The 14,667-nt window shown below is 72.2% G+C and carries 10 protein-coding genes; 7 read left to right on the forward strand and 3 right to left on the reverse strand.

The features are described from left to right. Positions 1 to 9: 9 nt before the first annotated feature. Positions 10 to 663: a 2OG-Fe(II) oxygenase gene (locus ABIA38_RS18325; protein ID WP_424639738.1), complete on the reverse strand. Its 654-nt coding sequence runs from the start codon at positions 661 to 663 to the stop codon at positions 10 to 12. A gap of 494 nt (positions 664 to 1,157) precedes the next feature. Between ABIA38_RS18325 and ABIA38_RS18330 the strand changes: the two genes are divergently transcribed. The 3 genes from ABIA38_RS18330 (at position 1,158) to ABIA38_RS18340 (ending at position 4,508) form a co-directional block, all read left to right on the forward strand. Next, positions 1,158 to 2,522, forward strand: a complete 1,365-nt coding sequence (locus ABIA38_RS18330; protein ID WP_424639739.1) for a pyridoxal phosphate-dependent decarboxylase family protein — start codon at positions 1,158 to 1,160, stop codon at positions 2,520 to 2,522. Between the two features lie 184 nt (positions 2,523 to 2,706). After that, a complete protein-coding gene (locus ABIA38_RS18335) occupies positions 2,707 to 3,711 on the forward strand; it encodes an ATP-binding cassette domain-containing protein (RefSeq protein WP_424639740.1) in 1,005 nt (334 codons plus the stop codon). Next, positions 3,708 to 4,508 carry an ABC transporter permease gene (locus tag ABIA38_RS18340; RefSeq protein ID WP_424639741.1) on the forward strand — a complete coding sequence of 267 codons (801 nt, stop codon included), beginning with the start codon at positions 3,708 to 3,710 and terminating at the stop codon, positions 4,506 to 4,508. Before ABIA38_RS18335 ends, ABIA38_RS18340 begins: the two co-directional genes overlap by 4 nt. On the opposite strand, the gene ABIA38_RS18345 is transcribed toward ABIA38_RS18340, so the two are convergent. Beyond that, on the reverse strand, positions 4,429 to 7,617 hold the full coding sequence (locus tag ABIA38_RS18345; RefSeq protein WP_424639742.1) for an ATP-binding protein: 3,189 nt from the start codon (positions 7,615 to 7,617) through the stop codon (positions 4,429 to 4,431). The two genes, ABIA38_RS18340 and ABIA38_RS18345, sit on opposite strands and share 80 nt — an antisense overlap. 137 nt (positions 7,618 to 7,754) lie before the next feature. Between ABIA38_RS18345 and ABIA38_RS18350 the strand changes: the two genes are divergently transcribed. Together ABIA38_RS18350 and ABIA38_RS18355 are read left to right on the forward strand one after the other, a co-directional pair. Then, positions 7,755 to 8,048: a hypothetical protein gene (locus ABIA38_RS18350; protein ID WP_424639743.1), complete on the forward strand. Its 294-nt coding sequence runs from the start codon at positions 7,755 to 7,757 to the stop codon at positions 8,046 to 8,048. Then, a complete protein-coding gene (locus tag ABIA38_RS18355) occupies positions 8,045 to 8,302 on the forward strand; it encodes a hypothetical protein (protein WP_424639744.1) in 258 nt (85 codons plus the stop codon). Before ABIA38_RS18350 ends, ABIA38_RS18355 begins: the two co-directional genes overlap by 4 nt. 150 nt (positions 8,303 to 8,452) lie before the next feature. Here the strand turns inward: ABIA38_RS18355 and ABIA38_RS18360 are convergent, their stop codons facing one another. Next, positions 8,453 to 9,706: a hypothetical protein gene (locus tag ABIA38_RS18360; protein WP_424639745.1), complete on the reverse strand. Its 1,254-nt coding sequence runs from the start codon at positions 9,704 to 9,706 to the stop codon at positions 8,453 to 8,455. Positions 9,707 to 9,899: 193 nt separating this feature from the next. Between ABIA38_RS18360 and ABIA38_RS18365 the strand changes: the two genes are divergently transcribed. Both ABIA38_RS18365 and ABIA38_RS18370 read left to right on the forward strand, forming a co-directional pair. Further along, on the forward strand, positions 9,900 to 11,519 hold the full coding sequence (locus ABIA38_RS18365) for an alpha/beta hydrolase (protein WP_424639746.1): 1,620 nt from the start codon (positions 9,900 to 9,902) through the stop codon (positions 11,517 to 11,519). 231 nt (positions 11,520 to 11,750) lie between these two features. Beyond that, on the forward strand, positions 11,751 to 13,712 hold the full coding sequence (locus ABIA38_RS18370; protein WP_424639747.1) for a bifunctional aldolase/short-chain dehydrogenase: 1,962 nt from the start codon (positions 11,751 to 11,753) through the stop codon (positions 13,710 to 13,712). Positions 13,713 to 14,667 lie beyond the last annotated feature (955 nt).

The raw sequence follows: 14,667 nt of genomic DNA on the forward strand, positions 1-14,667 counted from the left end.
CCATGCGTGCTACCGGGTCGCGTCGGTCCCGTTGTCGGTGGGGTCGGGGCTGCACAGCCAGCCGTTGACGGCGAAGCGGCTGTCCGCATGTCGCCTGCTCGGGCAGCCGACCGGGCGTACCTCGTGCCACGCGGTGGGCAGGAAGAAGACGATGCTGTCGTGCTCGGGCTCCCAGTCCCGCCAGGAGCGTTCCTGCCACTTTCCGGTGGTGTCGGTGTGCAGTGGCAAGACGGCGTCGAACACCCGCAACTCGCCGCCGTCGAAGGGTCGGGGGGTGCGATGCAGGTAGTACACGAACGTGAGCAGGCGGCGGGGCGCGAACTCGGTGTCGGTGTCCTGGTGCGGCCGGTAGAAGTCGCCGTCGTTGTGCACGTTGAGACTGAAGTCGGGTCGGGTGTGCCGGCAGGAGACGCCCAGGGTGTGCTCGACCGCCGCCAATACCTCATCGATGGCGGACAACAACTCGGGTGCGGCGAAGGACTGGGTCGAGTGGGACCGGCGAATCTCGGGGACCACCTCCCGGTCGCCGATCATGGACGGTTGCAAGGTGTCGCCGGTGGCGGCGATGGCGCGCTCCAGTAGGGCGTCGGCCGTCCGCTCGCCCAGGAACCGGCTGATGCGGCAGACCGTCACCGGAAGCCGCCAGATCGCGTCCGTGGACACGGGCGATCGCCGATCCGTCGTTTCGGATTCGGGTGCCGCCGTCACGGTGTCGTGTGGTGTCAAGGTGTTCTGCCCTGTCCTGGTGTCCTGCGCATCGAGGGAGCCGAGCCGCCCACGCCGGGTCCGATCGGCGCAGAGCACGACGTACGGTGCGCGGCGACTGGGACGAGCGGGACGGATGGGCAACAGGCGACGAACGCCGCCCAGTTGCCCATGGAGTGACACGAAAGAGCGTATGGCCACCCATCCGGCCCAACGGGCCACGGGCCACGAGTTCCCCCGATGTGATGAACCGTCGGCCGGTTGGCGGGTGTTCGGGTTTCGGTCGGCGGTCTTGACCGGCTTTCCAGGCCCGGACTAGCTTGTTTGGAGTCAAACAAGATGGGGGTCGGGTGCGCTCCAGTGGGGACGGCGACACCGGCGACTCCTGCTGTGGTCGTGCCCGTACATCTCTGCAGCGGCAGCCCTCGGGCACGCCACAGAAGGGGAAGATCATGGATCTGCGCCACTGGCTCGAAGCGGCCGTGACCTCGAACGAGCAATGGTCCGACGGTTTCGGCGCCTACCAGGGCCATCCGGCGTCGGCGGTCGACGACGCGCGGTTCGCCGCGGTCTTCGAGACGTTCACCGAGCGGCTGAAGGACAACTACCCCTTCTTCCATCCGCGTTACGCCGGACAGATGCTCAAGCCGCCGCATCCGGCGGCGGTCGTGGGCTACCTGACCGCGATGTTGATCAACCCCAACAACCACGCCCTGGACGGGGGACCGGCCACCGCCGAGATGGAACGTGAGGTCGTCGGGCAACTCGCCGCCATGTTCGGCTACGACACCCACCTCGGGCACCTCACCACCAGCGGGACCATCGCCAACCTCGAAGCCCTGTTCGTGGCACGCGAACTGCACCCCGGCAAGGGCGTCGCGTACAGCACCGAAGCCCACTACACCCATGGGCGCATGTGCGGCGTGCTCGGCGTCGAAGGACACCCCGTCCCGGTCGACGACCGGGGCCGGATGGACCTCGACGCGCTCGACCAACTCCTGAGCACGGGTCGGGTCGGCACGGTCGTGCTCACCGCCGGCACCACGGCGCTCGGCGCCGTCGAACCCATCCACGAGGCACTGGCGTTGCGCGAGCGCCACGGCGTACGGATCCACGTCGACGCCGCCTACGGCGGATTCTTCACCCTGCTGGCGGGGACGGACGGACCCGAAGGGCTGCCGGCGGCGCCGTGGCGGGCCATCGCCCGATGCGACTCGATCGTGGTCGACCCGCACAAGCACGGTCTCCAGCCCTATGGGTGCGGCGCAGTGCTGTTCCGCGACCCCTCGGTCGGCCGTTTCTACCTGCACGACTCGCCCTACACCTACTTCACCTCCGAGGAACTGCACCTCGGCGAGATCAGTCTGGAATGCTCGCGCGCCGGCGCCGCCGCCGCTGCCCTGTGGCTCACCTTCCAACTGCTCCCGCCCACCCCCGAGGGGCTTGGACGGTCCCTGGCGGCCGGTCGACGCGCCGCACTGCGCTGGGCCGAACTGATCGAGGAGTCCGACCACTTGGAGCTCTACCAGCCGCCGGAACTGGACATCGTCGGCTACTTCCCGGTCACCTCGCCCAACTCCCTCGCGCACATCGACGCAGCCGCCGCCCGAATACTCCACGAGGGCATGAACGACACCGAGGACCCGGTCTTCCTGAGCACGCTCCGGATCGATGCCGGGCGGCTGACCGCCAGGCACCCCAAGATCACCGCCGACGCCGAAGGCGCCCGGATACTGCGCAGCGTGCTGATGAAGCCGGAAGCCGAGGGCTACGTGGACCGACTCCACCACCGGGTGACGCAACTCGCCCGGTCCTGAGGACTGTTGGCGGGTGGACGCCGGCCCGGACCCGGGCCCAGGCCCAGGCCCGGACTCGGTAGGCGTCGGGCCTGGGCCGAACGCGCAGCGGAACGTGCGCCGAATCCGCGTTGAAACCGCACTGAAACCGCGCTGAAACCGCATTGAACGTGTGTTGAATCCGCCGCGTCGCAGGCTCTGCGGCATGACCCGGACATCGAACGAACTCGCCATCGCAGCCAAGGGGCTGTCCAAGGCCTACGGCGGGAGGAAGGTCCTCGACGGCATCGACCTGGCCGTGCCGCCGGGCACGATCTTCTCCCTCCTGGGCCCCAACGGCGCCGGCAAGAGCACCGCCGTCAAGATCCTCTCCACTCTCGTGACCGCCGACGCCGGCGAACTGTGGGTCGGCGGTCACGACCCGGCGGCCGATCCGCAGGCGGTGCGGGCCGCGATCGGCGTCACCGGGCAGTTCGCCGCGGTCGACGGCCTGATCACCGGCGAGGAGAACATGCTCCTGATGGCGGACCTGCACCACCTGACCCGCCGCGAGGGCCGCCGCATCATCGCCGAACTCCTCGAGCGCTTCGACCTGGTGGCCGCCGCGAGGAAGCCCGCCGGCACCTACTCCGGCGGCATGAAACGTCGGCTCGACATCGCCATGACGCTGGTCGGCAGTCCGCGAATCATCTTCCTCGACGAGCCGAGCACCGGCCTCGACCCGCGCAGCCGGCAGCACACATGGGAGATCATCCGCGAACTGGTCTCCGCCGGCGTCACCGTCTTCCTCACCACCCAGTACCTGGCGGAAGCCGACGAACTCGCGGACCGTATCGCGGTGTTGACCGACGGCGGGATCGCCGCCGAGGGCAGCCCCGCCGAGCTGAAGCGGCTCGTCCCGGGCGGGCATGTGCGGGTGCGGTTCGCCGACCCGGCCGCCTACCGCCGCGCCGGCGGCGCGCTGCGGGGCGCAACCCACGACGACAAGGCCCTGTCGCTGCGGATCCCCAGCGACGGCAGCCAACGCGAGTTGCGCGCCGTCCTCGACCGGCTGGACGGCGCCGGCATCGAGGCGGACGAGTTGACCGTGCACACCCCCGACCTCGACGACGTGTTCCTCGCCCTGACCGGCGGGGCGGCCCGGCCCGACAGCAACCGGCCCGACACCGGCCGGCCCGACACCAACCAACCCAAGGAGACCGTGCGATGAGCTCCCCGAGTCCTGCCTCCCGCTCCCTGCGCGACTCGTCCACGATGGTGCGCCGCACCCTCCTGCACGCGCGGCGCTACCCGGCCCTGACCCTGAACGTGCTCCTGACGCCGATCGTCCTGCTGCTGCTCTTCGTCTACGTCTTCGGCGACGTGATGAGCGCGGGCATCGCCGGCACCGGCGCCGATCGCTCCGCGTACATCGCCTATCTCGTCCCCGGCATCCTGCTGATGACCATCGGCACCACCCTGGTCGGGACCGCGGTGTCGGTGTCCAACGACATGGCCGAGGGCATCATCGCCCGCTTTCGGACCATGGCGATCCAGCGCGGGGCGGTGCTCGTCGGGCACGTCGTGGGCAGCGTACTGCGGGCGATCGCCGGCGTGGTCCTGGTCGGTGCCGTCGCCGTGGCCATCGGCTTCCGGTCCACCGGCGCCACGGTGCTGGACTGGCTCGCCGCGTTGGGGTTGCTCGTGTTGGTCGCCCTGGCGCTCACCTGGCTCGCGGTCGGGGTGGGCATGGTCAGCCCCAACGGCGAGGCGGCGGGGAACAACGCTGTACCGCTGGTCGTCCTGCCGTTCGTCTCGAGTGCCTTCGTCCCGGTCGACGCGATGCCCGGCTGGTTCCAACCCATCGCCCGATACCAGCCGTTCACGCCGGCCATCGAGACCCTGCGCGGCCTGCTGCTCGGCAGCCATATCGGCGCCAACGGATGGCTCACCGTCGGCTGGTGCCTGGGCCTGACCGTGCTCGGCTACCTGTGGTCCACGTCGCTGTTCGACCGCGATCCGAAATGAGCGCGCGGGCTGCCTCCCGCAGCTCGCCCCGCCCCAGGGCGGCGTACGCCGACACCGCGTCGGCGTACGCCGCCCCGTCCGTCTCCTCGGCCGCCGTTCGGGCCCGAGCCGCGGACATCGTCGGCTGGAACTCGCGCAGCACCCCCAGCCGTTCGGCCGGCGCCAACAGCCGAACCGCGCCCGGGTCGCCGGACGCAGACCCGGCCAGGGCGAGCGCGGACAACATCGTGCCGAGCACCGGCGACTCCACGGGCGGCCGGGACGGGTCGAACAGCAGCGTCCACACCCGCCGGCGCAGCCGATCGACCGACTCCGCGACAAGGTCGAGCCGGCCGGCGTACGCGTGCGCGGTCACCGCCACCGACAGGATCTCCAGCGCCCACGGGTCGAGCCACGGGTCGTCGCCGGGCCCGGCCTCGGACACTTGCTCCACCGCGTCGCGCCACAGGCCGAGCCCGACCTCGGTCTGTCCCCGGGCGAGCGCGATCTCGGCGCGCGTGCCGAGATCGGGGCGGTAGAACACGTCCCCGTGCGCGGTGTCGTCGCCCGCCGCCTGCCGCAGCCAGTACTCGGCCTCGTCCGGGTCGCCGCGCTGCAGACAGGCCAGGGCCAGCCCCGCGCGTACGCCGATGGCGTCGTGCTCGTCGCCGAGCCTCGGGAGCACCTCCAGCGCCGCCTTGAGCTGTGCGTACGCGGTCTCGCCCTGCCCCGTGCGCAGACACAGGTCGCTCAGCCGGGCGTGGCCGAGGATCCGCAACACCGGGTCGCCCACCGGCGCGAGGGTGGTGACCATCCGGCGGGCCGAGGCGAGTGCGCGGTCGAGGTCGTGCTCGTACTCCCACACGTAGCCGGCGACACACTCCGCGATCCCCGCGACCAGCGGCTGCTCGCTGTGGCAAAGCCTGTGCAGCACTGCGTAGTTCGGCGGCGACTTCGCGGGGATCGCGCCCAGCACCAGCGCGGCGGCGCGCGGCAGGGTGTCCGGGGGAGCGGGCGGCAACCGCCGTAGGGCGACGAGCAGGCGTACCAGGTCCGGGTGCGAGCCGAAGCCCATGAACAGGCCCGCCGCGCACAACACGACGGCGACGCGGGTGACTTCGACCTGGTCGGGTCCGGGGCGACAGCGCGCCAGTGCCGGAGCGGTGTGGGCGGCGAGCGCGGCGAGGCGCGAGTAGTTGGCGTCGCCGGCCCACAGCGCGGCCAGGACGGCGGTGATCGCGGTGCCCGCGGGGCCGTCCGCATGGACCAGGGCGTACCGCAGGGCCGACCCGAGGTTGTCCTGCTCGGCCCTGATCCGCTCCCGGGCGGCCGGCGGTGCCGAACCGGCGAGCACGTCGTGGTGGGCGAGGCCGAAGTCCCGCGCCCAGGCCAGGAATCGGCGGACGGCCTCGTCGTCCTCGCCCGCCTCGGCGCGGCGTGCCGCAGCGAACTCCCGTACGCTCTCCAGCATTCGGAACCGCACGCCGACCGGGGTATCCACGACGGTGAGCAGCGACTGGCAGGCCGCCTGGTCCACCACGAACAGGGCGTCCTCACCCAGCACTTGCTCCGCCGCGTCGGCGGAGAAGCCGGCCGAGAACACGGACAGCGTGCGCAGCGCCGCCCGGGCGTCCGCCCCGAGCAGCTGCCAACTCCACTCCACGACCGCGTGCAGCGTGCGGTGGCGCTCCGGCACGTCCCGTGCCGCGCCGCGCAGCAGCGCGAACCGGTCGCCGAGGCGGCGGGCGATCTCCGCAACCGACAACACCCGCACCCGGGCCGCGGCCAACTCCACGGCCAGCGGCAGCCCGTCCAGCCGGCGACACAGCCCGGCCACCTCGTCCGGGGGCAGCTCCACGCCGGGCCGGGCGGCGCGAGCACGCTGGGTGAAGAGTTCGACCGAGGTGTCGAGTCCGAGCTCGGGCAGTGCGTACACCACCTCCGAGGTCAGGGTCAGCGGAGCCCGGCTGGTGGCCAGGACCCGCAGGTCCTTCGTGGCCGAGACGAGGGCTCGGACCAGGTCGGCGGCGCCCCCGACGACCTGTTCGCAGTTGTCCAGCACGAGCAGTGCGGGTCCGGAGCCGAGTACGCCCAGGATGGCGGACACCGGGTCGACCCGGGCGTGGCCGCGCACGGCGCCGTACCGGCTTTCGCCGGCGCCGAGTGCGGCGGCGACCTCCGCGGCCACGTCCGCGTCCGCGGTGACGCCGGCCAGCGCTACGAAGTACACCACGCGCTGCTCGGCCCGGCGGCCGACGGCGTGGGCGAGTCGGGTCTTGCCCAGGCCACCGGGGCCGACCACGGTGACCACGCGGGAGGTGCGCAACAGGTGCCGTACCGCCGCGATGTCCTGGTCCCGGCCCAGCAGCGGGTTCGGCTCGTGCGGCAGGCCGGGTCGGGCCTCCGGTGCCGCGCCGCGCAACAACTCCCGCTGTACGGCCTCGAGTCCGGCGCCCGGATCGGTGCCGAGCTCCGCGCGCAACCCGCGCCGGTACGCCTCGTACCGGGCCAGTGCGGCGGACGGGCCCGCCGTGGCCGCCTCGCTGCGGAGGAGTTCGGCGAGCACCTCCTCGTCGTGCGCATGTGTGGAGGCGGCCACGGCCAACGGTCCGGCGGCCTCCGCGTGCCGGCCGAGGCGGGCCAGCGCGAGTGCCCGCGCGCGGTCGAGCGCAGCGCGCACGGGGGCGCGCTCGGCGCGCAACGTGGCCACGGGGTCGTCGGGATCCCCGACCTCGTCCGGGGCGCCCTGCCACAGCGCCAACCCGGCCTCGGCCGCCGCCAGGGATCCCGCGTGGTCCCCGACCTCGGCCCGCGCCGCGCTCGCGGCGGCGTGCCGCAACACGGCGGAGCTGTCGACCCGGTCCTCGGCGAGGGTGAGCCGGTATCCGGTCGGCGTGCGGGCGATGACATCGGCGCCCAGCTGCGCCCGCGCCCTGGACACCAGGACCTGTACCGCCTTGGCCGGCCGCGCCGGCAACTCGTCCGGCCACAACTCCGCCACGAGCCGCCCGAGGCCGCAACCCGCGCGCACGTCACCCGCGAGCAGCGCGAGCAGAGCACACAGCCGGGGCGCGGTCACCTCCCGCCCGCGATGGGCGACCCGCGGCAACAGGGTCAACTCGACGCTCACCCGTGCACCCTAGGGCCAGGCCGGCCACGCACCTTCGGGCCCCGGCGGTACCACTCAGCCGGCGGCGGGTGGGCCGGTTGCCGTGTCGCGGCCGGTAGTGTGGGACACCTTGGCACCGTGACTCGAGGAGATCCGAGATGAGTGTCCAGCCAGACCATGCACCGCCGACGAACGTGGCATGCACGATCCGTGGCGTACGCGAAGCGCTCGATCCCGACCAACGTGCGCAGTTCGAGCGGGAACTGGCCGATGCCGCCCTCGGTGACATCGCCAATCTTGTGCTCCTGTGGTGGGGCATCGTGACGATGGGCAACGATCCCGACGTCATCGCCGATCTGAACGCCGCCGCCGAGGGCAGGTTGCGTACGTGGACCGCGGACGAGGTCTTCGGCGATGAGGCGTCCGGATGGAATGGCCGGACCACCCGGTGAGCCGCTACACGGTCGAATACACCGACCTCGTCCGCGCCGAACTCCGCGCTATGAGCACGAAGACCCGAGTCGCGTTCGAGGAGGGTGTCGGGGTGATCGCCCGCGATCCCTATGGCGCCGACTCCCGTCCCTACCCTGGCGGCGGCAACGATGACCATCGCATCACACAGATCGCCGGAGTCGCCGTCATCACCTACATGATTACGAAGACAGCTCTGCTCGTGACCGTGGTGAAGCTGGTGGCCCGACCCTGACGGGAGCACCCGAAACCGCATCGGATGCCACAACGGCCTGGTGGCCCGACCCCGGACCCGCGCCGGTCTCCGGCCGATGTCCCGTTCCGCAGGCGACCGCCCGGGCCCGTTGGCGGGCCGGGCGGTCGTCGGCGGCGGCGGCGGTGGTGGCTACAGGTGGCCGGTCAGGAGCAGGCCCGTGATCGGTTGTCCGGGGGCGTTCGAGGCGCCCACGGTCGTGATCGTGCCTCGGTCGGTGCGGACCGACCACGGGTGGTACGAGCGGCCGTCGGCGGCGGGGGCCGGGATGTCGAGGGAGGCCGCTCGGGAGGGGGTCACCCGTAGGCCGTATCCGTTCTCGCGGTCGGCGGTCTCGCCGACCGCGACGATGCCGTCCGGTGCCGGGGCCGCGCCGTACATCGGGCCGGCGTTCGCGGGCGGCGTGCTCGCGGTCCAGGTGTGCCCGTCCCAGTGCATGACGAGCGCGTGGCCGTGGTCCTTGTCGTCCAGGAGCCGGCGCCCGACCGCCCACACGTCGTTCGAGCCGTTCGCCACGACCGCGTTGAACTCGCCCCACACACCGCCGAATTGCGGTACCGGGACGGCACTCCACGCGCGCCCGTCCCAGTGCAGCGCGAGCGGCTTGTCGTCGTCGCCGTAGCCGTTGCCGACCGCCCATACGTCGTCGGGCCCGGCCACGGCAATGGAGTTCAGGCCCCAGGAGGCCACCGGTTGGGGAAGTGCGACGCGGGTCCAGGCTCGGCCGTCCCAGTGCTGGACGATGCCCTCGTGGTGGGTGTCGTAGCGGCTCGGACCGCCGTTCGGATCGGGTGTGATCTTGTCGATCGCCTGTACCCAGCCGGCCGCCCACACGTCGTCGGGGGAGCGCTCGGAGACGCTCAGCAGCCCGCCGCCCTGCGAGTTCGCGGGCATCGGCGCGTCCCGGACCGTCCAGGAACGCCCGTCCCAGTGCTGGGTCATGATCGGGTCCCCGGTGGCGCCCTGGGTGGTGTCGCCGACCAGCCACGCATCGTGCGGCGACTTCGCGGCGACGGCGTTGGTGCGCCCGGTGACGCCCGGCGCGGTGGGGAGTTCGGTCCACGCGTCGCCGCGCCGATCGTCGCGCGCGTACAACACGGGCACGAGCGGGCCCCGGTCCGGGACGCGGAAGCCCGAGGCCCAGGTGGTGTGCGCGTCGGGCTTCGTCACGCCGGTCAGGCTGACGTTGCCGGCCGCCGGGAGCGGTGCGGCGGTCCAGGCGTCGGTCGCGCCGGCGGACGTGGGTAGCGCGGCGCCGAGGACGAGCGCGGCGGCGGTGGCGGCGAACAACGTGCGGGCGCGGCGGCGCGTACCTGTGCGTGGGGCCCGCGCAGTGCGGCCGGCTGCCGGGCGATTGCCCTGGCGCACCGGGGAGTTCGTGGTCATGCAGCGGTTCTCCAGACCCGGGGCGGATGCCCCGTCACCGACTTGACGCCTCGACCCGACGACGTTGTTACACACCGGGGGAGCCAGGTGCCTTCGATGCGGCGAGTGCACCCCCGACTGCGTTCGGTCACAGATTGGTAACGTCCGATCGAGTCTCTGGTTATGCAATTTCACATATCACATCATGCTCTCCATGAGAAAAGTCTTAGCGATGCTCTCGACCGCCGTGGTGGTCGTGGCCCTCGGTGGCGCGTCCGTCGGCGCGGCTCCCGACACCGGTGGTCCCGAGGACTTCGGGCCGGGAAAACTCGTCTGGAGTTCCTGTAACGACACCACCACGCCCGCGCTGCAGTGCGCGATGCTCGACGTGCCGGTGGACTACGCGGATCCGCGCGGCCGCCGGATCAAGATCAAGGTGAACCGACTTCCCGCCACTGCTCCCAAGGACAAGCAGCAGGGGCCGATCCTGCTCAACCCCGGCGGCCCGGGGGACTCCGGGCTCTGGATGCCCGCCTTCATCTCCGGACAGATCCCGGCGGACGTCGCCTCGACCTACGACTGGATCGGCTTCGACCCGCGCGGCACCAACGCCAGCGAGCCCCATGTGGTGTGCGACGCCAACTACTTCCACGCCGAGCGGCCCGACTACCAGGTGAGCCAAGGCACTTCGAAGGCCTGGCTGAAGAAGGCCGCCGGGTACGCCGCCGACTGCACGGCCGACTGGTCCTGGCTGTTGCCGCACATGACCACCGTCGACAACGCCCGCGACCTGGAGAGCATCCGGCGCGCGCTCGGCGCCCCGAAGATCAACTTCTACGGCGGTTCCTGGGGCACCTCGCTGGGCTCCACCTACGGCCAACTCTTCCCCTCGCGGGTACGGCGGATGGTGCTCGACTCCATCGTCGGCCCCACCATCAGCTGGTACGACCACAACGTCCTCCAGGACCGGGAACACCAGCGCCGCTTCGATGCCTTCGCCGACTGGACGGCCAGGGCCGACTCGGTCTACCACCTGGGCACCGATCCCGCCGCGGTGGTGAAGGCGTACCGGCAGGTCGAGGCCGCGCTGCGGACCGACCCGGTGGACGCCGCCCCGGCGCCCGGCCGGATCGGCCCGGCCGAGTTCGAGGACACCTTCTCCGGCGGCGGCTACAACTTCCTGCGCTGGCCCCGGATGGCCACCGTGCTGTCGGCCTACCTCACCGCCCACGACACCCGGCCGCTGAACATCGCCTACAACCGCTACGCGGCGCCGACCGCGGACGACGGCACCTTCCCGGCCTACAACGCGGCGCAGTGCACCGAGAACGCCTGGCCCCGGGACTGGGAGTTCTGGAAGAAGGACCAGGCCGGGATCGACGCCGCGGCGCCCTTCTACACCTACAACAACATGTGGTACAACGCGGCCTGCATGTTCTGGCCGCACCAGGGCAACCAGGCCGGCCGGCTGAAGATCACCGGCAAGGGCCTGCCGCCCGTACTGCTCTTCCAGGCCACCGAGGACGCCCCCACGCCCTACGAGGGCGGGCTCGCCATGCACGACGCGCTGCCCGGTTCGAAGCTGGTCGTCCAGAACGGCGGCAGCTTCCACGAAATCCTCTTCCACGGCAACGCCTGCCTGGACGACACCTTCACCGCCTATCTCCGCGACGGCAGCCTCCCCAAGGGCGGCGGCCGGATCGCCAAGACCTGCGCCCCCGAATCCGAACCCACCCCCGTCTACGTGACCCCGCCACCGGCGCTCACCGCGAAGAGCGCCACCGCCCCCCTCGCACCCACCGACCCCGAGGCCATCCGAGGCAGCCTTCGCTGATCGACCCGACAACCGGTGCCGCGCCCGGCGAATGTTGCCGGGCGCGGCACCAGGCACGACCCGGCGGCCGTTGGCTCTCCCGGCACGGACGCCGTGATCGCGGTGCCCCCGAGGAGCGGGGGAGGGCCGGGGCCGGCCTCGACGCCTTGACCGTGGGCGCACGACCTCCTAAGTTGTCAGACAAATTGGCTCGGTAGGTCAGATGAATCCCAGGACGAGGACGGTGCACCCATGCGCAATCGATGGTCCGACGCGGACGCCGGCGACGGTCCCTTGGCGCAGTGCGCCTACGGTTCGCGACTGATCGGCACCGAACCCACACTCGTGCTGCACGGCGGCGGCAACACCTCCGTCAAGGCCGAGGTCGCCGACGTCACCGGCGCGCCGATCGACGTGCTCTACGTCAAGGGCAGCGGCCACGACCTGGCCTCGATCGGCCCAGAGGGCTTCGCCCCGCTGCGCCTGGCCCGACTGCGCGAACTGCTCACCGTACCCGCGCTGAGCGACGCGCAGATGGTCAACGAACTGCGCTGCGCACTGCTCGACGCCGCCGCCCCCGATCCCTCCGTCGAGGCGCTGCTGCACGCGATGTTGCCGCACCGCGCGGTACAACACAGCCACGCCGACGCGATCCTGACGCTGACCAACCTGGCCGACGGCGAAGCGGTGATCCGCGACGTGTTCGGCGACGACGTTGCGATCGTGCCCTACGTGATGCCCGGCTTCGACCTCGCCGTGCGCTGCGCCGAGGTGTGGCGCGAGCAGGCCGACGCCGCGACCACCGGCATCGTGCTGCTCAACCACGGCCTGTTCACCTTCGGCGACGACACCCGCGAGGCCTACGAGCGACACCTCGAGCTGATCACCCGCGCCGAACGACACCTGAGCGAGCACGCGAGCGCGGTGCGCGTCGCGGCGCCCGGGCCGGCGCGGCCCACGAGTGCGGAACTGGCCTCCCTGCGCCGGGAGATCAGTGATGCGGCGGGCGGACCGATGATCGTCGCCCGGCACGCCGACGAGGCCACGGCCGAGTTCGTCGCGCGCGCCGACCTGGCCGAGGTCGCCAACCGCGGCCCGGCCACCCCCGACCACGTGATCCGCACCAAGCGGGTGCCGCTGGTCGGCCGCGACGTCGCCGGCTACGCCGACTGCTACCGGGAATACTTCGAACGCCACCACCGGCGCCGCGGCACCGAGTTGAAGCAACTCGACCCCGCGCCGAGGATCGTCCTGGACCCCGACCTCGGCATGCTTACGATCGGGCGCAGCGCCAAGGACACGGACATCGCCCGCGACATCTACGCGCACACGATGGACGTGATCGCCGCGGGGGAGCGGCTGGGCGGCTACCGGCCCGCGTCCGAGGAGCACATCTTCGACCTCGAATACTGGGACCTGGAACAGGCCAAGCTGCGCCGGTCCGGGCCGCCGCTGCCGTTCGCCGGCGAGATCGCGCTCGTCACGGGCGCCGCGTCGGGGATCGGAAAAGCCTGCGCACGGGCCCTGTTGGCGGCCGGCGCCAGTGTCGTCGGCTGGGACCTCGACGCGGGCGTCACCGAGACGTTCGCCGGACCGGGCTACCTCGGGCAGGCCGTGGACGTCACCGACCCCGCCGCCGTGGACACCGCGCTGCGCGCCGCCGTCGAACGGTTCGGCGGGCTGGACATGGTCGTGGCGAGCGCGGGCGTCTTCAAGGCCGGCGCGCCGATCGCCGCGCTCGACACCGACGCGTGGCGCAGCTCGATGGCGGTGAACGTGGACTCGGTGGCCCTGCTCTTCCGGGAGACCCACCCACTGCTCGCGCTCGCGCCGCGCGGTGGCCGCGTGGCGGTGATCGCGTCCCGGAACGTGCCGGCCCCCGGGCCGGGCGCCGCGGCCTACTCGGCGTCCAAGGCGGCCGTCACGCAACTGTCCAGGGTGGCCGCGCTGGAATGGGCCGCCGACGGCATCAGGGTCAACGTGGTGCACCCGGACGCGGTCTTCGACACGGGCCTGTGGACCGAGGAGATCCTGGCCAAGCGGGCCGCCGACTACGGGATGACGGTCGAGCAGTACAAGCGACGCAACCTGCTGCGCACCGAGGTGAGCAGCGCCACGGTGGCGCAGGCGGTCATCCGGCTGTGCTCCGACGACTTCGCCGCGACCACGGGCGCCCAGATCCCCATCGACGGAGGCAGCGAACGCGTCGTGTGATCGCGGACCACGCCGCCGGGAGCTGGTCGCGGGGCGGGGTGACGACGAGCGGCGGTGCGCACAGGGAACTTCGGCCGTGTGCGCACCTGTTCGCTGTCGGTGCCGCGTGCTGCGCTCGCTCGTCGGCGGCCGGTGCTCGTGTCGGGCCGAGCGCCGGACGGCCCGGCCCGGTCCGGCGCTTCGGGCGTGCGCGGGCACCCGGCGCCGCAGTGTGTGAGCCTGCGGGCCCTGGGCTGTCGCAGGCAACTCGTATGTGGGTGCGCTCAACTCCCTGCATGCGTACACCGGTTTGCCCATGGCTGCCGGGTGCCGCCCGGCTTGTCGGCGGCCGGTGCGCGTGTCCGCGCCCGAATGCCGGGTGGCCTGGGCTGATCCGGCTCATTCGGCGTGCGCGGACACCCTGCGCCCGTAGGCTCCGGGCCGTCATGGCCGGCCCGTGCGTGGGCGTTCAACTCCGCGCTCGCGTAACCCGGTTCGCCCGATATCGCCCGCGTGCCGCACCTGCTTGCCGGCGGCCGGTGCTCGCGTCGAGCCCGAACGCCGGCCGGTCCGGCCTGATCCGGCTCGTTCGGCGTGCGAGAACGTCGCGTGCCCGAGGGCCCTGGGCTGCTGCGGTTGGCGGGTGCGTGCGTGGGGTGCGGAACTCCCTGTGTACGCACACCTGTTCGGCCAATGCTGGCACCTGCAGCGCCTGCCACCGGTGCTCGTGTTGTGCCCGGACGGCCGGACGGCCTGGTCGGATCCGGACCGTCGGGCGTTTAAGCAGACCGCGCGGCCCGTGGGCTTCGCATCGCTGCGATCCAGCCCCTTCGTGAGCGGGGGAACTCCCGGCGCGTGCACGCCGGTTCGCCCGCGTGCCGCCGCGTGCCGCCGCGTGCCGCCGCGTGCCGCCGCGTGCCGCCGCGTGCCGCCGCGTGCCGCCGCGTGCCGCCGCGTGCCGCCGCGTGCCGCCGCG

The organism is Embleya sp. AB8, from assembly GCF_049739465.1.
Taxonomy (GTDB): Bacteria; Actinomycetota; Actinomycetes; order Streptomycetales; family Streptomycetaceae; genus Embleya.